This is a genomic window from Citrobacter braakii, from assembly GCF_002075345.1.
Taxonomy (GTDB): Bacteria; Pseudomonadota; Gammaproteobacteria; order Enterobacterales; family Enterobacteriaceae; genus Citrobacter; species Citrobacter braakii.
This window is the reverse complement of the sequence record NZ_NAEW01000004.1, coordinates 78162-98983: the sequence shown is the minus strand read 5'-3', so window position 1 is coordinate 98983 and position 20822 is coordinate 78162. Positions and strand designations below refer to the sequence as shown.

At 53.6% G+C, this 20822-nt stretch carries 17 protein-coding genes and 1 pseudogene; 4 read left to right on the top strand and 14 right to left on the bottom strand.

The genetic code is table 11. The features are described 5' to 3' along the window. Nucleotides 1-62: 62 nt before the first annotated feature. Nucleotides 63-512, top strand: a complete 450-nt coding sequence (lysM, locus tag BZK42_RS10310) for a peptidoglycan-binding protein LysM (RefSeq protein ID WP_016154138.1) — start codon at nucleotides 63-65, stop codon at nucleotides 510-512. A gap of 12 nt (nucleotides 513-524) precedes the next feature. Here lysM and csiR read toward each other — a convergent pair whose 3' ends face one another. The 7 genes and pseudogenes from csiR to BZK42_RS10275 all read right to left on the bottom strand — a co-directional run bounded on the left by csiR (nucleotide 525) and on the right by BZK42_RS10275 (nucleotide 8717). Then, on the bottom strand, nucleotides 525-1211 hold the full coding sequence (gene csiR, locus BZK42_RS10305; RefSeq protein WP_080859121.1) for a DNA-binding transcriptional regulator CsiR: 687 nt from the start codon (nucleotides 1209-1211) through the stop codon (nucleotides 525-527). A 45-nt stretch (nucleotides 1212-1256) separates the two neighbouring features. Further along, nucleotides 1257-2657 carry a GABA permease gene (gene gabP / locus BZK42_RS10300; RefSeq protein ID WP_016154136.1) on the bottom strand — a complete coding sequence of 467 codons (1401 nt, stop codon included), beginning with the start codon at nucleotides 2655-2657 and terminating at the stop codon, nucleotides 1257-1259. A 152-nt stretch (nucleotides 2658-2809) separates the two neighbouring features. Beyond that, entirely contained in the window at nucleotides 2810-4093 is a 1284-nt protein-coding gene (gabT, locus tag BZK42_RS10295; RefSeq protein ID WP_047358822.1) for a 4-aminobutyrate--2-oxoglutarate transaminase, read from the bottom strand. A gap of 25 nt (nucleotides 4094-4118) precedes the next feature. Then, a pseudogene (gabD, locus tag BZK42_RS10290) lies at nucleotides 4119-5565 on the bottom strand (NADP-dependent succinate-semialdehyde dehydrogenase). Between the two features lie 23 nt (nucleotides 5566-5588). Beyond that, complete coding sequence (lhgO, locus tag BZK42_RS10285) at nucleotides 5589-6857, bottom strand: L-2-hydroxyglutarate oxidase (protein WP_080859120.1); 1269 nt, start codon at nucleotides 6855-6857, stop codon at nucleotides 5589-5591. Nucleotides 6858-6876: 19 nt separating this feature from the next. Then, nucleotides 6877-7854, bottom strand: coding sequence for a glutarate dioxygenase GlaH (gene glaH / locus BZK42_RS10280; RefSeq protein ID WP_016154132.1), 978 nt, complete (start codon nucleotides 7852-7854; stop codon nucleotides 6877-6879). A gap of 260 nt (nucleotides 7855-8114) precedes the next feature. After that, entirely contained in the window at nucleotides 8115-8717 is a 603-nt protein-coding gene (locus tag BZK42_RS10275; protein ID WP_047414795.1) for a short chain dehydrogenase, read from the bottom strand. Nucleotides 8718-8815: 98 nt separating this feature from the next. Between BZK42_RS10275 and BZK42_RS10270 the strand changes: the two genes are divergently transcribed. Beyond that, nucleotides 8816-9706, top strand: coding sequence for a LysR family transcriptional regulator (locus tag BZK42_RS10270; protein WP_080859119.1), 891 nt, complete (start codon nucleotides 8816-8818; stop codon nucleotides 9704-9706). 43 nt (nucleotides 9707-9749) lie between these two features. Here BZK42_RS10270 and BZK42_RS10265 read toward each other — a convergent pair whose 3' ends face one another. From BZK42_RS10265 to BZK42_RS10255, 3 genes are read right to left on the bottom strand one after another with little or no spacing between them, the layout of a single operon-like run. Further along, nucleotides 9750-11264, bottom strand: a complete 1515-nt coding sequence (locus BZK42_RS10265) for a tripartite tricarboxylate transporter permease (RefSeq protein WP_016154129.1) — start codon at nucleotides 11262-11264, stop codon at nucleotides 9750-9752. Nucleotides 11265-11274: 10 nt separating this feature from the next. Beyond that, nucleotides 11275-11709, bottom strand: a complete 435-nt coding sequence (locus BZK42_RS10260; protein WP_087050849.1) for a tripartite tricarboxylate transporter TctB family protein — start codon at nucleotides 11707-11709, stop codon at nucleotides 11275-11277. A 14-nt stretch (nucleotides 11710-11723) separates the two neighbouring features. Beyond that, the gene (locus BZK42_RS10255; protein ID WP_080859118.1) at nucleotides 11724-12701 is read right to left on the bottom strand and encodes a Bug family tripartite tricarboxylate transporter substrate binding protein; all 978 of its coding nucleotides are present in this window, start codon (nucleotides 12699-12701) and stop codon (nucleotides 11724-11726) included. Between the two features lie 153 nt (nucleotides 12702-12854). Between BZK42_RS10255 and tctD the strand changes: the two genes are divergently transcribed. Together tctD and BZK42_RS10245 are read left to right on the top strand one after the other, a co-directional pair. Next, nucleotides 12855-13529 (top strand): transcriptional regulator TctD, encoded by a 675-nt coding sequence (tctD, locus tag BZK42_RS10250; protein WP_016157281.1) that lies wholly within the window; start codon nucleotides 12855-12857, stop codon nucleotides 13527-13529. Beyond that, complete coding sequence (locus BZK42_RS10245) at nucleotides 13516-14967, top strand: sensor histidine kinase (protein WP_047414801.1); 1452 nt, start codon at nucleotides 13516-13518, stop codon at nucleotides 14965-14967. The genes tctD and BZK42_RS10245 overlap by 14 nt, the downstream gene beginning before the upstream one ends. Here BZK42_RS10245 and BZK42_RS10240 read toward each other — a convergent pair. Genes BZK42_RS10240 through BZK42_RS10225 form a run of 4 tightly spaced genes read right to left on the bottom strand, consistent with a single transcriptional unit; the run spans nucleotide 14960 to nucleotide 19917 of the window. Further along, nucleotides 14960-16042: a fimbrial protein gene (locus tag BZK42_RS10240; RefSeq protein ID WP_019077517.1), complete on the bottom strand. Its 1083-nt coding sequence runs from the start codon at nucleotides 16040-16042 to the stop codon at nucleotides 14960-14962. The two genes, BZK42_RS10245 and BZK42_RS10240, sit on opposite strands and share 8 nt — an antisense overlap. 10 nt (nucleotides 16043-16052) lie before the next feature. After that, entirely contained in the window at nucleotides 16053-18605 is a 2553-nt protein-coding gene (locus BZK42_RS10235; protein WP_080859117.1) for a fimbria/pilus outer membrane usher protein, read from the bottom strand. Nucleotides 18606-18618: 13 nt separating this feature from the next. Next, nucleotides 18619-19290 carry a fimbrial biogenesis chaperone gene (locus BZK42_RS10230; protein WP_016157277.1) on the bottom strand — a complete coding sequence of 224 codons (672 nt, stop codon included), beginning with the start codon at nucleotides 19288-19290 and terminating at the stop codon, nucleotides 18619-18621. A gap of 54 nt (nucleotides 19291-19344) precedes the next feature. Continuing rightward, a complete protein-coding gene (locus BZK42_RS10225; RefSeq protein WP_046274860.1) occupies nucleotides 19345-19917 on the bottom strand; it encodes a fimbrial protein in 573 nt (190 codons plus the stop codon). Between the last annotated feature and the right edge of the window lie 905 nt (nucleotides 19918-20822).

The following is a 20822-nucleotide window of genomic DNA, read 5'->3' as shown; positions in this document are numbered from 1 at the left end:
CTTTGCGCTTCTTTCTCCTCTGCTACACTTCCTGGTGTTGATTGTTAACTACCGAGGTGGATATGGGACTCTTTAATTTTGTAAAAGATGCGGGTGAAAAACTGTGGGATGCGGTTACTGGCAACCATGACACTGCCGATCTGGCAAAAAAGGTACAGGAACACCTGAACAAAACGGGCATCCCGGATGCGGATAAAGTGAACGTCCAAATTAACGAAGGTAAAGCCACCGTTTCTGGCGATGGATTAAGTCAGGAAGCGAAAGAAAAAATCCTGATTGCGATTGGTAATATCTCTGGTATTGCCAGCGTCGACGATCAGGTAAAAACTTCTGCGCCGGCGAGTGAAAGCCAGTTTTATACCGTAAAATCAGGAGATACCCTGAGCGCTATTGCCAAACAGGTATACGGTAACGCCAACCTGTATAACCAGATATTTGAAGCGAATAAACCGATGCTGAAAAGCCCGGATAAAATTTATCCAGGGCAGGTTTTGCGTATTCCAGAACAATAAGAAAGTTCAGGCTTATTGCGTCAGCAATTTGCCGGACATCGCTTGTTGAATAATCGGAATGGGCGTCAGCAGGTGCTGGCGCATTAATTCGCTGGCACGTGCAGCATCGCGTGCCAGAATTGCTTCGGTCAGCGTTTGGTGCTGATCGTGTTTATCTTCCAACATCTCCACCGACAGCACCGTCTTTCGCAGCCAGATAAACCGGTAGCGCGCCGCCAAATCGAATAGCCGTTCGCGCATTTGCAGCAGATACTGTGAACCGCAGCCAGCGACAATTGCCGAGTGAAAAGCCTGATGGCGCTGATCCCACTCGTCGAGTATCTGTTCACTGGCGTCAACGGCTTCAAGCTTGCCGAGCATATGCGCCCGCGCCAGAATTTCAGCTTCCCAGGCGTCGCCGCCGCGTTCAATGGCCAGCGCGACCAGCATGGCTTCCATATTGGCGCGGGCATCGAAAATATCGAGCAACTCCTGTTCGGACATTGGGGCGACACGATACCCTTTCTGATTGACCACCGTGACCAGCCGCTCGGCAACCAACTGCGAAAGCGCTTCGCGTAGCGGTCCCACGCCAAGCTCATAGCGTGAGGTCAGCAGGCTCATACGCAGTTTTTCATCAGGCTGATACACACCGCGGATGATGTCGTTTTTCAGCCAGCGGTATCCATCAATGGCCGTCGGTTGGGGAATGGCGGTCATGGTCTTACTCCTGAACGGTTTTCCCGGCCTGCGCCGGGAAAAGGTTTAATGCGTATTTTGCAACGGTGCTTTTTGCCACGATAGCAGTTTTTTCCAGCGTGACATAATAGGCACGGTGCAAATAATTCCTATGGCTAACAACCCGGTAGAGATAACTTCCAGTTGTTGAGCCGGGCGAAAGAGCATCACCACCAGCACAAAGATAATAAAGGCGATTACCAGCCAGGTAAGCCACGGATAGAGCCACATTTTCAGTTTAATTTCACCGCCTCGCGCCAGCAGGATTTTGCGCATCCGCAGTTGGGAAATTGCAATCACCAGATAAACCAGCAGGGCGATGGCGCCGGAGCTGTCGATCAGGAATTTGAACACCTTGGCCGGGGCATAATAGTTGACCACCACGGTGAGGAACGCGGCACCCGTAGACAGCAACACCGCCACATAAGGCGTTTTACTCCGGTTCGTTTTACCCATAAAGGCGGGAGCATCGCCACGACGGCTCAGGGAGTAAAGCATACGCGAGGACGTATACAGCGCGGAGTTCAGACAACTGGTTACCGACAGCAATATGACACAGTCCATGATCAGCTTCGCGTGTGGGATATGCAGTAACTCCAGCACCGAGCGGTAAGAGCCCACCTCTTTCAGTCCCGGCATGTTCCACGGAATCAGCGCGACGACCACGAAAATAGAGCACAGATAGAAGATAGAGATACGCCAGATAACCGAGTTGGTGGCGCGGACGATGTGCTTATCCGGGGTGTCGGACTCGGCGGCGGCGATGGTAACAATCTCTGCGCCCATAAAGGAGAACATGGTGATTAGCATCGCGCTGATCACCGCGCCAAAACCGTTGGGCATGAAGCCGCCCTGATCCCACAGGCGCGAAACTCCGCTGACCTCGGCATAGGGATAGAAACCGCTAATCGCCACCGCGCCGAGAGTGATAAACGCCAGTATGGCAATCACTTTGCACAGCGCCAGCCAGAACTCGAACTCACCGTAATTTTTGACGCTCAGCAAATTACTGCCGGTTAATGCCAACGTGATAACCAGAGAAAACAGCCAGATAGGAATGCCTGGAACCCAGGAGTGCAGAATGATGGCGGCAATATTCGCTTCCAGCGGGATAACCAACACCCAGAACCACCAGTACAGCCAGCCGATGGTATAACCCGCCCACGGGCCAATGGCCTTATCGGCGTAGGTGGAAAAGGAACCGGTATCCGGGGTGGCAACGGCCATTTCGGCCAGCATGCGCATAATCATCACCACCAGCAATCCGGCGAACAGATAGGCCAGTAATACTGCGGGACCGGCTTCTGCAATCGCCACGCTTGAACCCACAAACAAACTTGCGCCGATAACCCCGGCAATAGACAGCATGGTGACGTGGCGTGATTTCAGCCCGCCCCCTAAATCATGTGATTGTGACACTTGCCCCATCTTTTAAACCTCTCGAAAGTATTTCACTTGGGAGAGCACCCCGGCATTCCCGCGCCGGGGCACGCGTATTATTGTTATTGACCCTGTCTGCCGGATGGCGGCTCCGCCTTATCCGGCCTGAGGATTGCGTTTTTTATTGGTCGAATGCGGTGTTAACCCTGCTTCGCTTCGGCAAAACACTGAGCGATAATGTCCAGCCCCTGGCGGATTTGGGCATCTTCAATGGTCAGTGGGACAAGAATGCGCAGTACGTTGTAGTAAGGTCCGCAGGAGAGCAGGATCAGCCCTTTATCGCGCGCACGCGCGACGATTTCCGCGGTCAGTTTGGCGTCTGGTTTCGTGTGATCGCCGTCTTCAAACAGTTCTATTGCGATCATCGCTCCCAGCCCGCGTACATCGCCAATCTCGCGGTGGCTTTCCGCGATAGCCAGCAGGCCTTCGCGCAGGGTTTGCCCCAGCTCGTTGGCTTTTTGCAGCAGATTTTCCTGTTCGAAAATATTCAGTACCGCCAGTGCGGCGGCACAGGCAATCGGGTTACCGGCATAGGTACCGCCCAGACCGCCCGGTGGGATTGCGTCCATGACTTCGGCGCGCCCGGTCACTCCCGCCAGCGGGAAGCCACCGGCGATAGATTTGGCGAAGGTGGTGAGATCGGGCGCAACGCCCATCTGCTCCATAGCGAACAGCGTACCGGTACGGCCCGCGCCGCTCTGTACTTCATCGGCAATCAGCATGATGCCGTGCTCGTCACAAATGGCGCGCAGACGTTGCATAAAAGCAGGAGAGGCGGCGTAAAAACCACCTTCGCCCTGGACGGGCTCAATCACGATGGCGGCAACATCTTCCGGAGCGGCATCATTTTTGAAGATACGGTGAATGCTGGCGATAGCATCGTCTTCACTGATGCCATGCAGCGGGCAAGGATAAAGCGCACGGTACACGTGGCCCGGCATCAGTCCCATTCCGGCAGAGTACGGGTTTACTTTCCCGGTCAGCGACAGGGTGTAGTGGGTTCGACCGTGGTAAGCGCCGCTGAAGGCGATAGTGCCGGTTCGTTTGGTGGCAGCGCGGGCGATTTTCACCGCGTTTTCCACCGCTTCCGAGCCGGTTGTCACCAGCAGGGTTTTTTTGGCGAAATCGCCCGGCACTTTCTTATTCATGATTTCGCACAGCTCCAGGTACGGCTCATAGGCCAGCACCTGGAAACAGGTATGGGACAGCTTTTTCAACTGTGCTTCTACCGCAGAGACGATCTGCGGGTGCAGGTGGCCGGTGTTCAGCACCGCAATACCGCCAGCAAAATCGAGGAATTCACGGCCTTCAACGTCCCAGACTCGACAGTTTTCTGCACGCTCGGCAAAAATAGGGTGGATTTGTCCTACGCCACGGGGAACGGCGTTGCTGCGACGTTGCATAAGTTCTTTGTTGGTGCTCATCAGGTGTTCTCCAGTATTTATTTTATTAAAGGCCGATGCACATATATTTGATTTCTAAGTAGTCTTCGATGCCGTATTTCGATCCTTCACGGCCAAGACCGGAGGCTTTAATTCCCCCAAACGGGGCGACTTCGTTGGAGATAATGCCGGTGTTAATCCCGACAATGCCGTATTCCAGCGCTTCGCCAACGCGAAAGACGCGGCTCAAATCACGGGCGTAGAAATAGGCGGCCAGACCAAACTCGGTGTCATTGGCCTGAGCGATGACGTCAGCCTCGTCCTTAACGGAACAGCGGAGCCAGCGGGCCGAACGTCTCTTCTTTGGCGACCTTCGCGTTGTCAGGCACATCCACCAAAATGGTGGGCTGGAAGAAGTTGCCGCCGAGTGCGTGAGGTTTGCCACCCGCGATAATGCGCGCGCCTTTATCCAGAGCATCGGCGATGTGTTCCTGCACTTTGGCTACCGCTTTCTCGTCGATCAGCGGTCCGGTGGTGACGTCAGGTTGCAGACCATCGCCGAGGTGCAGTTTGCTCACTGCCTGCTGGAGTTTTTCGGCAAAACGGTCATACACGCCGTCCTGCACGTACAGGCGGTTGGCGCAGACACAGGTTTGGCCAGCGTTACGGAACTTCGATGCCAGTGCGCCTTCCACGGCTTTATCAAGATCGGCATCGTCAAAGACGATAAACGGCGCATTGCCGCCCAGCTCCAGCGACACTTTTTTGATGTCTTTGGCGCACTGCTGCATTAACTGACGGCCAATTTCGGTTGAGCCGGTAAATGACAGCTTGCGTACCAGCGGGTTGCCAGTTAGCTCGTTGCCGACCGCGCTCGCTGAACCGGTCACCACGCTGAAAACGCCTGCCGGGATCCCGGCGCGATTGGCAAGCTCTGCCAGCGCCAGTGCGGAGTAGGGAGTCTGGCTGGCCGGTTTAAGCACCATTGTGCAACCAGCCGCCAGCGCCGGACCGGCTTTGCGGGTAATCATCGCCGCGGGGAAGTTCCACGGCGTAATCGCGGCGGTAACGCCGATCGGCTGTTTGATGACGATTAGGCGTTTGTCGGCCTGGTGGCCGGGGATCGTATCGCCATAGATACGTTTGCCCTCTTCGGCAAACCACTCAATAAAGGAAGCGGCATAGGTGATTTCACCTTTGGCTTCTGCCAGCGGTTTACCCTGTTCCAGGGTCATCAGACGGGCGAGATCGTCCTGATGCTCAATCATCAGGTTGAACCAGCGGCGCAGGATGTTGGCCCGCTCTTTGGCGGTCAGCGCACGCCAGGCGGGCAGAGCGCGGTTAGCGGCGTTAATCGCTTCGCGGGTTTCATCCGCCCCCATTTTCGGTACGCTACCTAATTGCTGACCGTTGGCGGGGTTGGTCACCGCGATGGTCTCGCCGCTGTTGGCGTCACGCCAGTTGCCGTCGATCAGTGCCTGCTGGCGAAATAAGGTTGGATCGTTAAGTTGCATAATTGCGTCCTGTCTAAATCGTTTTAACGGGTGAATGCGGCGTGTAATGTTTCCACGCTACGTGCCGCACGCAGCGTGCGTCCGGGATTACTCTGGTTCTCCAGCAGCGCATGAACTTTGCTGACAATATGCGCGCCGATAGGGATCGCCGACGTTGCTGCCGGAGAAGGCGCGTTACAGGTGTGAATTGAGCGTGGCGTGGTGACAAACAGGAAATCGTCGATTAGCTTGCCGTCCGGTGATACAGCCTGTGCCCGCACGCCTGCAGGCCAGGGCTGCAGATCCTTGAGCGTCAGACTCGGGCAGTACTTTTGTACCAGCCGCAGATAACCGCTTTTGCACAGCGAATTCTTCATTTCGCCAAGTCCTGAGCGCAGGTTGTTTTGCAGCACGCGACGAATGCCGGAAGAGCTGAGGATCTCCAGCGTATCGCTGAGCGAGAAGTCGCGTTTACGGTAGCCTTCACGTTTAAATGCCAGTACCGCGTTGGGGCCCACGGTGACGCTGCCGTCAATCATCCGGGTCAGATGAACGCCGAGAAACGGCATCGCCGGGTCGGGGATGGGGTAGATCAGATGGTTGACTATCTGGTTATGTTCTGACGCCAGACGGAAATATTCGCCACGGAACGGACAGATGATAAAGCCGGGTTCAACGCCGAGCATTTTCACTAGTCGGTCCGCCATCAGGCCAGAGCAGCTAATCAGCGTCGCTCCCTCAAATTCCTGACCCTGACGGGTATGTACGACAACGCCCGCAGCGTGCTCTTTTAGCGCGCTGACCTCAGCGTTGTAGATAATCTCACCGCCTTTGGCCTGAAATATTTTCGCCATCGCGGCGGTGACTTCGCGGTAGCTGACGATCCCGCTCGACGGAACAAAAATACCGCCCAGCCCGGTGATGTTGGGTTCACGCTCGCGAAGCTCCTGCGCATTCAGCCATTCGCGCTCAAGGTCGTTAGCGGCGGTGCGATCCCACAGCGCGCGCATGCGCTCCATTTCCAGTTCGGAGGTGGCAACCAGCATTTTTCCGCAGACGTCGTAGCGGATGCCGTTTTGGTCGCAAAAGGCTTTTGTGGCGCGATTTCCGGCCAGGCAAAACTGCGCCTTCAGGCTGCCGGGGGTGTAATAGACCCCGGCATGAATTACGCCGCTGTTGTGGCCCGTCTGGTGACAGGCCGGGCCGGACTCTTTTTCCAGCAGCGCGATTCTGGCGTCCGGATAGACATCAATCAGCTGCATGGCGGTCGACATGCCGATAATGCCGCCGCCAATAATCACAAAATCATACATCCGCTTTATTCCTTCGCGCTTACTGATGGGTCTGGTAGTGGTTTGTCGCGTAAGCGAAATAACCACGCTGGCGCATCAGTTCGCGGCGCAGGTCAGGATGCGAGGTAAAGCGATCGCGACCGTGCAACCAGAACAGGTTGTTGATTAACAGGAATTTACCGACTGAAACCGGAACGGAAATAATGGCCTTGCTGGTTTCCAACGCATCGGACAAATCGCTCAGCCAGACGCCTTCTTCATAATCTTTAGGCTGGACGAACTGGTCGATGTAGCGCATCACCGGGCGGCCCTGCTGGTCAACGTCAAACACCGGATGGAACACTTCCTGACTGACGTTTTTGCTTGGCGGTGCGGCAAAGCGCATGGCGCGACGCGCCAGCGGGTGGGTAAAGTACTGATCCAGATGTTCCCAGTCGTCGAGGTGCAGCAGCAGCGAGTTACCGCCGGTCATGTTCTGCTCGTCAATCTTCATCATCAGCACATAGTCGGTGATTTCTTCGAGGTAGGTTCCGTCGTTATGCAGCTCCATTACACGGTGCGGCTGGCGCAGATAGCTGTCTGAGTTATCAACGTTTTTCACCACAAAACGGGCATAGTATTGACCGCTCATCGCATCAAAATTGGAGCGCCCGATAAGATGCGCTACCGCCGTCGCCAGCTTGACCATCTCTTCAGCCTGTGCCACATCATCTACGCCAACAGCGTTGATCAGCAGTGCGCCTTCGGCACGATCGAGCAACGTTTTCAGCAGCAAAGGCTGCAACTGATTACCGCACAGGTCGTCGAGGATCTTGCCCACTTTGAAGCGCAGGAAGGATTTGTATTCCAGTGCCTGCACCGGCCACTGCGCTACGGCTTTCAGAAATTGCTCAGTGGTCTCAGCGGAAAAAGTCAGCTCCAGCAGGCGAGGCGACTGGGCTGATGGTTTCAACGTGAAACCGCTGTAGTGCTGGGCTGGATCATCAGCGTTCGGTTTTACGGCAGTCAGTGCGTTCATCAAATCGTTCCTCTCAGTAGATTGTCAGGGAGATATGGCGCAGCTCGTTTCGTAGCCATAAATTAAAAATATCTACATTTTTGAAAAACGCGCACAGAATGGGCTTGTTTGTTTATTATTTGTGATCAAAAACAACAATTATTTAACATTATAAAAAGTGAGGTTAAGTGCGGGGATGAGAAGGAAGGGCAGGTAATATTATTTTAAAACAAAGAGTTAATTATGCTGCCGCTGAGGGTAACTCAACGGCAGCAGCAAAGTCAGTAACCGACTTTATAAATACGTCCGGTTTGGATGCCTTCCACGCTGCGGCGATAGGCGTTGGCAACGGTAGCGGCGGGGACGCTTTCAAAGCCTGGGAAGAAACCATCGTATGCTTCGGCGGATTCACTGAGTACGGTTGGGCTTATCAGGTTTATGCGCTGACCACGACCTAGCTCACAGGCAGCAGCGCGCACAAATCCTTCCAGCCCGGCATTGATCGTTGCCGCATTCGCCCCTTGTGCGATGGGTTCATGGGCGATAATGCCGCTAATTAGCGTAATCGAGCCGCCATCATTGAGGAAATGTTGCCCGGTTAATGCCAGACGTATCTGGCCTAACAGCTTATCCTGTAATCCCTGATTAAAGTCCTCGTCGGTCATTGTCGACAGCGGGCCAAAGAACAGGTTGCCGGTGGCGGAAACGATCGCATCTACCCGACCGACTTTTTCAAACAATGCCTCGACACTCTCCTGCGAGGTGATATCGACCTGGTAATCTCCCTGCGTGCGACCTACGCGGATCACCTCATGTTTACGGCTTAACGTTTCTGTGACTGCGCGCCCCACTGTACCGCTGGCACCAATAATGACGATTTTCATAACCACCTCCAGAATAGTGTGAGCCGCTATTCTTTAATGAAAATGAAATCGGATAAACTGGCTATAAGTTAGATGATTACTAACCAGGAGTTTGTAATATGGATAAGCTGCGCGGCATGGAAACGTTTATCGCCGTGGTGGAGAGCGGAAGCTTTACCTCCGCGGCAACTAGACTCGAGATGTCTGCGGTGATGGTGGGAAAATATATCACCCAACTGGAAGCACAGCTTGGCACGCGTCTGCTGGAGCGCAATACTCGCCGCCAGAGCCTGACCGATGCCGGGCGTGTCTATTTTGAAGAAGCCCGCCGCGTGCTGGAGCAGGTGTCGATAGCCGAGCGTTCGGTAGAGCGTCTGCGGCTGGCCCCTGCGGGGACGCTGCGCATTAGCGCGCCTACTTCTTTTGGCGCTTGCGTTATCTCGCCGCTGGCCGCTGCGTTTTTACAGGCATGGCCGGAAGTGCGCATTGAGCTGGATCTGACCAACCGGATGGTTGATCTGGTGAATGAAGGCGTCGACCTGGCGATCCGTATTGGCGATATCCATCAGACTGATGTGGTGGCGAAATACCTGTGCCCTTACCGTATGGCGATCTGTGCATCAAAGGATTATCTTGCCCGTCATGGCACGCCCCTTACGCCTGCGGATCTGGTGGATCATCTGTGCCTGTCCCATACCGTGTGGACGGCTCGCAACGAATGGATACTGCCTGGCGTGACGGGCGAAGTCAGATGGAAGCGCGATGCGATCCTGCGCTGTAACGATGGTCATGGCCTGCGTATGGCGGCGGTAGCGGGGGCCGGACTGTTATTGCAACCGGAGGTGCTGCTGGCGCAAGAGTTGGCTACCGGGAAACTGGTTCGGATACTGGAAAAGTTTACGCCGCAGCCGCGGCCGATTCATCTACTGTGGCGACAAGATTTGCGTCCGCTGCCTAAGCTGACGCGGTTTGTTGAGCACGTACTCAGTGCCGTTCAGGAATTAAGATGAAAATGCCGGATAAGACGCGTCAGCGCCGTTATCCGGCATATTATTAGCTGATATCCACCTGTGGTTTGCTGTTACGTTTACGAATCAGGCGTAGCACTGGCGGGACCACGATAACCAGTACCGCCATCACCAGCAGCACTTTCGCCACGCCGCTGGCCCACAGAATATCCATATTACCGTTACTGATAGACAGCGCCCGACGCAGGTTCTGCTCCAGCATTTCCCCGAGAACGAAGCCTAAAATCAACGGCGACATCGGGAAGTGCATTTTGCGCAATATGTAGCCCAGCACGCCGAGGGCAACCATCAGCACCAGATCGAAAGTGGTGCTGTGGACGGCATACACGCCCACCGCGGAGACTGCCGCGATAGCCGGTACCAAAAACCACAAGGGGATGGTCAGCATACGGGTAAACAGGCCGATCAACGGGATGTTCATCACCAGCAGCATCACGTTAGCAATCAGCAGCGCCGCAATCAGCCCCCAGACGATGTCCGGCTGTTCGGTGAACATGGCCGGACCCGGGGTGATATTGTACAGCGTCAGCGCGCCCATCATCACCGCCGTGGTGCCGGAGCCCGGTACGCCGAGCGTCAGCATCGGGATAAAGGAGCCACAGGCCGAGGCGTTGTTGGCGGCTTCGGGGGCCGCCACGCCGCGTATATCCCCTTTGCCGAAGCTGTCGCTATTACCGCTGAGCTTTTTCTCGGTCATATAGGTGATAGCGCTGGCAATGGTTGCGCCCGCGCCAGGCAGGACGCCGACGAAAAAGCCAATCACCGATGAACGCAGGGTTGCGCCAACGCACTGCGCACCTTCTTTGGCGTTAAATAACATGCGGCCCGTTTTACGCACCAGCGTCTGGCCACTGCTGGTATGTTCCAGCATTAACAGTATTTCAGAGACTGAGAACAGCCCAATCACTACCACGATAAACTGCACACCGTCGGAGAGATGAACGCTGTCAAAGGTAAAGCGATAAACCCCGGTATTGGCGTCAACGCCGACGGTCGCAAGGCCGAGACCGATAAGCGCTGCCAGAAATGATTTCAGCGGGTTTTGCGCCATCATGCTGCCAAGGCAGGCAATGGCGAAAACCATTAAGGCAAAGTATTCTGCCGGACCGAAGGCCAGCGACCATTGGGCTAACGCCGGGGCAAACAGAATGATGCCGCCGATAGCGATAAGCGAACCAATGAAAGAGCTGACCGCCGAGATAGAGAGCGCAACGCCGCCGCGGCCTTGCTGCGCCATCGGGTAGCCATCCAGCGCGGTCATAATCGCCGCCGCATCGCCGGGAACATTCAGCAGGATGGAGGAGATACGTCCGCCGTATTCACAACCTATGTAGACCGTAGCCAGCAGGATCAGCGCAGATTCTGCAGGCAGATGCAAAGCGAAGGCCAGAGGCAGGAGGATCGCCACGCCGTTAATGGGTCCAAGACCAGGCAACAGCCCGACAATGGTACCGACAAAACAGCCAATCAGGGCGATGACCAGGTTTTCCGGCGTCATGGCCACCGCGAAACCCTGAGAAAGATAAATCCAGGTATCCATCGTTTCTCCGTTAACCCAGCCAGGCGCCGAGTGGTAAGGTGACGTCAAGCAGTCGGTCAAAGGCATACCACAGCAGAATGCCGAGTACCGCGCCGGAAATCCCCGCAGCCGGAATCGTTGCGCCGAACAGCATGCCAATTACCACGGTGAGAATGGCGGTGGCGATGGGAAAACCGAGCCATTCGAAACCCCAGGCGTACATCAACAGAACAATCACCATTGTCAGCAGCTTTTGCAGCACGTGGCGGCGGGGCCAACTGATGGTGTCGGGATGGCGCAACAGCAGCGCCACGGCGCATACCAGCATCAGGCTGATAATGCCAAGCGGAAAGGGACGCGGCCCAACCGGCTCATAGCTGTATTCGCTGGTGATTTGCCAGGCCACGAACAGCCCGGCTATGCAGAGCAACAGCCAGATACCTGCAAAAATACGATCGCTCATCATCTTTGCCTCTGCGCTTATTTCGCCAGACCGAAGGCTTTCGCCTGCTCACGGTAATCCGTGACCTGCTTTTTCACGTATTCGTCGAGCTGCTTACCGCTCATGTTGAATTCAAACAGGCCGCGCAGATCGCGCTGCTTTTTAAACTCATCGGTCTGCTGGAGTTTATTAAAGGCATCAACCCACCACTGATACTCGGCGTCGCTGACTTTTGGTCCAACGTAGAAGCCACGAATGATGGGCCACACGAGGTCGTAACCCTGCTCTTTGGCGGTTGGTACGTTAGCTAACTGGCCTGGCAGACGTTCATCAGAGAACACGGCGAGCACGCGGATTTTGTCGCCGCTAAGATAAGGCACCATCTCGCTGAGATCGCCGGAAACCACCTGGACGTGATTCCCCATCAGCGCGGTGACCGGTTCGCCGCCGCCCTCAAAGGCCACATAGCGCATCTTGTGTGGATCGACGTTGGCTTTTTGCGCCAGCAGCGCCGACTTCATCCAGTCCTGGCTACCGATAGAGGCGCCTGCGCCAATGACCACGCTGTTAGGATCTTTCTCCATAGCCGTCAGCAGATCTTTCAGCGTTTTCCATGGTGAGTCCTGGCGTACGGCAATCATGCCGTAGTCAGTGCCGACACTTGCCAGCCAGCGGACATCATCAACGCCGTAGCGACCAAACTTCCCTTGTGACAGGTTCAGCAGCGAGCCGCCGGAGAATGCCACTACGGTACCCGCTTCAGCCGGACGTTGCGCGACGATCGCGTTATAGGCCACGGCGCCAACGCCACCGGGCATGTAGGTTACGCGCATTGGTTTTTCGATAGCGCCGGTTTCCATCATGCTCACTTGAATCAACTTACAGGTGAGATCGAAACCACCGCCAGGTTTAGCAGGGGCGATACATTCCGTGCGCGATGGCGCTTGTTCCGCCAGAACAGAGGTACTCATCAGTAAAATGCTTGCAGTAAGGGTACGAAGTAACTGTTTTTTCATTGTTTATCCTCACGCCGGAAAACCGGATTTTCGGGTACGGAAGAAGATTTTTGTGATTATGTGAGCCGATGTGTAGCAGTTCGGTTGCGTGATTGTTAAAACATTAACCTTTCAATTCCCTTTCAATGCGGCAGAAACTTTACAGGATGTGATATGCGTCTCTTATTAGCGGAAGATAACCGTGAGTTAGCTCACTGGCTGGAGAAAGCGCTGGTGCAAAACGGTTTTGCCGTCGACTGCGTTTTTGATGGCCTGGCGGCCGACCATCTTTTACATAGCGAAACGTACGCGCTGGCGGTGCTGGACATCAATATGCCGGGACTGGATGGTCTTGACGTCGTGCAGCGCCTGCGCAAACGCGGGCAGACGCTTCCTGTGCTGCTGTTGACGGCGCGCAGCGCGGTGGCCGATCGGGTGAAAGGATTGAACGTCGGGGCCGATGATTATCTGGCAAAACCGTTTGAAATCGAGGAGCTGGATGCCCGGCTGAGGGCTTTGCTACGCCGCAGCGCGGGGCAGGTGCAGGGCATACAGCAACTGGGCGAACTGGCGTTTCACGATGAGGGCTATTTTCTGTTGCAGGGGCAGCCGCTGGCGCTCACGCCGCGCGAACAGGCATTGCTGACGGTGCTGATGTACCGTCGATTGCGACCGGTTTCGCGTCAGCAGTTGTTTGAACAGGTCTTCAGTCTAAACGATGAGGTCAGCCCCGAAAGCATTGAATTGTACATCCATCGTCTGCGTAAAAAGCTACAGGGAAGCGATGTGCGCATCGCCACGCTACGCGGGCTGGGCTATGTGCTGGAGCGTAGCGATGAAGTGGGTTAAACCCCAATCGTTGTACCTGCAACTGCTGATGTTTCTGGGTTTGCCGCTCATGTTGTTGTGGGGGCTGTCGGCATTTAACAGCTATGTCAGCGCGCTACAGGCGGCGACGCAGGCGTATGACCGGACGCTGCTCTCGTCTGCCAGAACCGTCTCCGAGCGACTGGTGGTGCACAACAAACAGCTGGAAGTGAATGTGCCGTGGGTGGTGCTGGACAGCTTTGAGCTGAATATGAACGACAGGTTGTATTACAAGGTGGTCGATCCGGCGGGGAAGGTTATCTCAGGTTATGACGATTTACCTGCGATGCCGCCTGCGACATCGCGTACGCGGCTTTATCCGGCGCTGGCGTGGTTTTATCACACTGAATATCGCGGGGAGGCAATTCGCGTGGCGCGTCTGCTGCAGCCCGTCAACGAGGGCGGCATTATCGGCATGGCCGAGATTTATGTCGCCGAAACGCTGCAATCGCGACGTTACCTGGCGCGACAGCTGCTGTTTTCCTCGTGGGTTTCGCAAGGGCTGCTGGTGCTGCTCACGCTGGTGCTGGTCGGCTGGCTGCTGCGTCGGGTGTTACGCCCGATGCGCCAGCTGTCATCGCTGATGGTGCGTCGCGAGCCTGGGCTGCTGACGCCGCTGCCGGAGCTGCTGCCGTGGTCGGAAACCCGTCTGTTGATTGTGGCATTCAACCGTTATCTGGACAGACTTCGCGGCCTGATCTCTCGCCAGGAACGCTTCAGCGCGGATGCTTCTCATCAGCTTAAAACGCCGCTGGCGGTGCTAAAAACTCAGGCGGCGGTGGCCCTCGCCAGCCAGCAGCCGCAGCAATGGTATGAGAGTCTGCAAGCCATGAGCTCCACGCTGGACAACACCATTCAACTGACGGAAAGGCTGTTACAGTTGTCGGCTGTGAAGCGCAAAGAGCAAGGAGAAAGGCACTTCTCGCCGGTTAATTTGTATGAGGTGGTGCAAAGCAGTTGTTTCACGCGACTGGCGCAGGCGCGCAGTAAAGGGATCGATCTGGGCTATGAAGGGGAACAGGATGCGGTGTGGATTGAGGGCGATGAAGTCCTGCTTGGCGAACTGTGCGGGAATCTGCTGGATAACGCACTAAAATACACGCCGCCGCATGGTGTGGTAACCGCCCGTCTGCTGCGAAAAGGAGAGGCGGTGGTGCTGGTGGTTGAAGATAGCGGGCCGGGTATCGATGAGCAGATGGTGCACCAGGCGCTGCTACCGTTTCATCGCCTTGATAACGTCGGTAATGTCCCTGGCGCCGGGATAGGCCTGGCGCTGGTCAACGACATTGCTCGTCTGCACCGCTCGCACCCTCAGCTATCACGGAGTGAAACATTAGGCGGGTTAAGCGTACGACTGCGGTTTTTATGCCTGGTGCGAGACGCTCAGGACGATCAGCATCGTCCTGCGCCTGTTATTTAAAGGTCACCGTCGCATTGACAGGGATACTAAATGTGCCGGGTTGGGGAGGATTTTTCAGCCAGAACAGGGTTGCCATGAACTCTTTGCGTCGGCTGTCGCTCTGGTTGGTAAACGCGCTGCTGGCAAAATCGATACGGTTGCCGCTGATAATGTCCCCGGAGCCGGGGTGTGCAGCATCCTGGAGCGTAACGCCGATATCTGGCGTACCCTGACCGGTAAAAACTGCGCCGCTGTTGCTCGTGGTGCCGGTAAACGTTACCGCGTAGTTGATGCCGCGACATTCATGCTTCCCGGCGGCTTCTGCGGCAATAACGGCAAACTGTTTACTGTGGCTGTTATCTTTTCCCACTTTTGCTTCGGTAATGCTGATCCTGCCAAACTCGACGGTATCCGTTCCTTTGTCAGAGCTGATAGAGACGATCGGTTCGCAGTTGATATAACTGATGTTATTCAGGCCATTAAGCGCGGGGCCAAAGTTTTTTGCCGGATTGCTGGTGGAGCAATGCGAACCGCAGGCGTTAATGCTGCCAATACCGTCGACGACGAAAACTTTGTTGATGGTGCGACCGGCCAGCGCAGGCAAAGGATCCGGGAGTTTTCCGGTAGCGACCAGACTGAGGTTAAAGGTGAAAGAAAATGTTTGTGGGCGCGCCTGGCAGTCACTGGTATGGCTGTGGTTATTACTCCTGCAGTAGTTGTCTGAACCTGCTCGGGGCAACGTTGCCTGATATTGGGTGGTGACGGCCTGGGCGCTTTGATCGTAGGGGCGACCATCAATGCTCACCACCAGTTTCATATTGGTTCCCTGCAGAAAATGCGCAAACTCATGATCAGGGTCGATGTAGATTCTGGCGGCTTCGCCGTGGGGCATATAGTCTGTGTCGCGGCAAGTGACGCTAACGGTTTGTGGATTGGACACCCAAACGGTGTCCCCAGCGGTGGTACTGTGGCTGATTTTAATGGGATCAACGTGTACGGAGACGCTGTTTGCTGTACAGGTAACCGCATAGCTTGCACTACTGAATATCGGCAAACAAAGCAGCACCACAAGTTTAACTATTTTTAACGGATTCATTGATTGCACCTTACGAGCCGACGCACTGGGCGGTAATTTGTGTATATCCGATTTTCTTCACCGGCTGGTTATGGTTATCCGGCATTTGAATAAAGCAGTGTTCATTTGCATGGGAGCCCCAGCGCACTTCCAGGCGAGAATTGTCTTCCACACCGCTGGCATACAGTGCGCCATGCATACCGACCAGACCGTGGCTACGACCTTTGGTATCTCGTACGTTCGCGCCGACCGGGGGGGCAATATTGCCGGGCATGACGGCATTGACCAGATAGTTGCGGCCGCTGAAGGTTTCAAACACCACTTTGCCGATGGCTTTCTCTGTTGGAACAATTTTTTTCTGTGCCTGCGGAATATCCAGCCCGGCACCAATATCAGCGGTATTCAGACTCACCACGTTGTAATGCCATGCGTCTGCGGCGGTAAGGACCGCATAGCCGTTACCGTCAATTGCCACGCCATTTTGTTGCTGGATATGGACACCGTTGGCATTTTTGGCCTCGACCAACACCATGGTGTCGCCAGGAGCGTGCATGAGCGTCACGCCGCCTGCGTGCAGCATTGCCCCGCCGCTGATGCCCATATTCATATTCTGGTAGTTGCGTCCTGCGCTGTAGCCCCCCTGAACATTCATCTTATCGCCTTGCCAGGCGGCGTTAACCCCGGCAGAGGAATCCTGTCGATCGGTGGTACTGCCCTGAACGCCCCAGCTCAGACGATCGTCAAATGCTGTATTGCTGTAGCTGGTGGAGTAGCTGTCGCCATTCTGCTGGCTATGCATGATGTTGGTGGAGACAAAGCCGCGGCTATCCATGAAATCGAATGGAATGGAAAGCGTCAGGTTGATACTGCGGTCCTGGTAGTCGTACTGGTTACGGGTATCCTGTACATAAACGCTCCAGTTGATTTTCCCCAGTGTATCGTTGTAACCCAGCTGTATCGTGCGGTCGTGACTCCCGTTGTGCCAGTAGTTTTGCTGGCTGGCGCTGACGTAAAGAGAGGCGTTATCCCACAAACGCTGGTTAACAGAGACCTCAAAACGTTGGCGGCGATTATTGTAGTTAGTGGTGTAGTAATGCTTTTTGTTGTGCTCTTCGCCAGGAAAACGCAGCTGTTGATTCGGGTCGTCATAGGCGATGTCGTAATAGCCCGAGGACCAGCTGTTATGCTCGTTAATGGTGTCGCTAAAGCTGTAATAACCGGAGGTATTGTAGCGGTAGCCTACCAGACGGAAATCCGTACCGTACTGGTTCAGCGATTTGGAGTATAAGAAACGATAACTTTGTCCTGTGGACGCATCTCCACTGGCGAGCTGCGCTCTGGCGGTAGTGATATCGAAAGAGATCGCGCCGAACTGGTGCAGATCCTGAGCGATCCCGGTGGCAATCGCATTATAGCTTTCTGCGGTCAGGAAACCACCGTACAACGTGGAGCCAAAGCTGAGACCATAACTCAATGTGCCTTGAACAAAGCGGGGCCGCCAGCCGCCGCTGTAACCGTCGCGGTATTCCCCTGCCGTAAACTGAAAGCGGTTGTTACCTGCACGCAGCATGTTCGGTACCGCCGAATAAGGCACAGTGAAATTACGCCGACTGCCATCGGCTTCAATAACGCTGACGTTCAGGTCGCCGCTTTGGTTGCTGGGGTTGATATCATCAATGTCAAATGCGCCCGGCGCGACGTTTTTACTGTAAATCAGATAGCCATTTTGACGGATTTCTATTGTGGCATTGCTATTGGCGACGCCGCGAACGACTGGCGCAAAATCGCGTTGGCTATCAGGCAACATGTTTTCATCGCTGGTGAGCTGTGCCCCGGTAAACTGGATGCTGTCAAACACATCGTCGTCCGTATAGGTTTGCCCGAAGCGCAAGCGGCTACGCAGCGCAATAATATTACGTTCCACCCACGTGGAAACCGCCTGCCATTGACGGCCTGAACCGCTGGCATAGTTGAAAGTAGACTGGTTGCGAAAATGCCATCCCGCCAGGTTTATACCGTTGGCAAAACTGGCAAAAACAGAGTCATGATCCTGACCCTGTTCAATCAGGTGCGTCGTATTGGCGTTGTAGCCGACAAAAGCGGCATTAATCCCATCGTCATAGGCCGATTCAGGCACGGCGTCATGCGCAGTCGAAAGCAGAAACGCTTCTGGTACTGAAATATCAATGCGCTGGTAGTTTGCATCTGCCGTCAGGCGACTGTTTGCGATCAGAGCCGTGAGCTCCACGCAGGTATCGGCGTTACCTTCAGGGATTTTAATCCCGTATTTGCGCAGATCGTCCGCGCTCAGGCAAGGTTGCGGCTTGCCTTGTGGTTGACGTCTTTTAAAGTCAACATTGCGCGTTTCGACGAAGCTATGGTCTAGATATATATCGTATTCAAACGTGCCTTCGCTAAGTCCGTCATTACGGGCTATTTGCACTACGGAGGTAATATTTTGCGTACCATGTACAAAACGGGTATTAAACTGCGGCGTGCTGCTGGCGTATGCAGGTATGCACACGGCCAGCGTTGACAGCGTAAAGAGGGTGTACCGTTGCGGCTGCTTATTTTTTTTCATCATGTGCAACCCTAACTTAATTGCAAGATACCGGGACGTTATTAACCGCGTTAGTGCCGCCGTAATCATCTACCCAGCTAAAACCGATATGGCTGACTTTTTGCTGTGACAACGCAAACGTGCGTTCGCCATGCGGATTAACCATGTCGGCATCGATGTTTTGGCCGTTAATATGTAATTGCGTCAGGGAGATATGTAACGGCGTCGCATTGACTGCCCGCAGAGTATGACCGTGGCACTGCCACTGTAATTTCTCAACGGCTTCAGGTAGCGTCATATTCAGCCCAACAGGGCGATAAAATAGTTTGATGCGAATACGCTGCGCCAGCTGTAAGGTATTTTCTTCATTCTCGATGGTGGGGATTTCCTGCACATTAATCCACACTACAGATTCAACATCCTCAGGAAAGCCATTGCCCTGATAAATAGCTCGCAACACGGCTGATTTATGGCCATCAAGTTTCAGGATCGGGGGCGTAATTAACATTGGCAGATTGGCTGGTGTCTCATCCGGATTACCATTATCCAGCCACGTCTGTACCATATATGGCTTGTCTGTATTATTGTTGACGTCAAACATCGCCGCTTTATCGTTCTCATTATAAATAACGCGTGTTTGACCTAAATTAATTGCGCTGTGAGCGGTGCTAACCACACACAGCAACAGGTAAAAGAATATTTTATTCATCAGGTGCACTTTCCAGGTTCAGGGAAGAGTGCCATCCATAGCAATCAACGTCCGTTATTTATAAATGACGGTGTAATTCATATCCGCAGTGATCGTGCCTGCCGCAGGCAGCGTTCCGCCAATTTGCTGATATTTGGCGACCAGATCGATTTGTGCATCGCCATTTTGATCTGCTGTTAAGCTCACCTCATTACTACCGGAAGCGAAATCGAGGGCATGACCCGCTTGATCCACTTCGATGCCAACATCGGTGGCAGAAGCCGAGCCACGTTTCGCTTCCAGAAGTGCTGTGTTACTGCCAGGGGTTTTACCAGTAAAGACCACCACATAGCCGCTTCCTCCAGTTACCCCACTACAGCCGCTAAATTGCAACGTAAACGGAGTATCACCGGTGCTAGAGCCCGCGCCGCTAAATAGCTGGTTGGTAACTTGTGGCAATGCCACTGTTTTACCTGGCTGGTTTGCTGTGCTCACCACGCAGGTACTGGCAACAATTTCACCGGTAAAATGGACCGTCGCGGTGGCTTTAGAACCTGTTGCGGCAGTGGTAACGTAATTCGCTGCTGCGCCAGCATTAGCGGCAAACAAAGCGACCAGTACACTGCTGGTAAGTGCAGTTTTCATCATCATAACTCCGTTAAATTTATTATTTACCCAGAAAAGTACTTGTCAGAGGCACAGATTCAGCTGGAGTTCATCAACGTCAAAAAATGATGTAGGACTTCATTTGAAAGAAATGATTAACGTGCGTAAATTGCTCAACAAGTAATCCGGCGCGGATATTATTTATTTGCGAAAAATAAGTAAACAAAATTTTTTGGCATGATTGAATGGCTTTGGAAGGTGTTTTTATATATATCTTAACAAAAGTGTATACATTGTTATCAATAATTCGTTGGGGCGATTTACGCTGCTTTTAACAAAATTTTAATGCTGTCATTTATTCTCTTCTCTTTATTTTAAATCGATGTGTTGGTAAGCGCTGAAAATTCTGATGTTAAAGGTGTGTTCATGCAGAATGTTGACATTAGTAATATGTAACACGCATTTTCTCAATGATTGGCTATCGTTTTAATTTAAGCCATGCTTGCCACTTCTACTCATCGGAGTTGCTACAATTATTTAAACTAAATTTTTTTACTATTCGTTTTTTTTTGAATTTTGAGCGTGAAAATGAAAGCAATCGCAGACTCTTCGTAAAATACCTTATTTATAATAAGGTTGCTAATCATTGCTTTGTAAATGTGTTACTAAGTTATTTTTATGGTGGGAATTATAAATAGACTTATTGATTTCTTCTTGTCGCTCTCCAGGACTCTCATCACTGACCATAGCGCAACGAGGTTTGGACAAAGTATTGCTTTTTGTAAGGTTAACGCGTTGTCAGGCGATCATCATGTGATTCTACCCGTGGTAGCTTATGAATTGTGAACTGTCAATGATGTTTATGTTGCAATTAATCATGTTTTTTAAGGATGAAATTAAAAAATATTACCAATAAATAATCATCTAAATCATTGGGTTGCATTTGT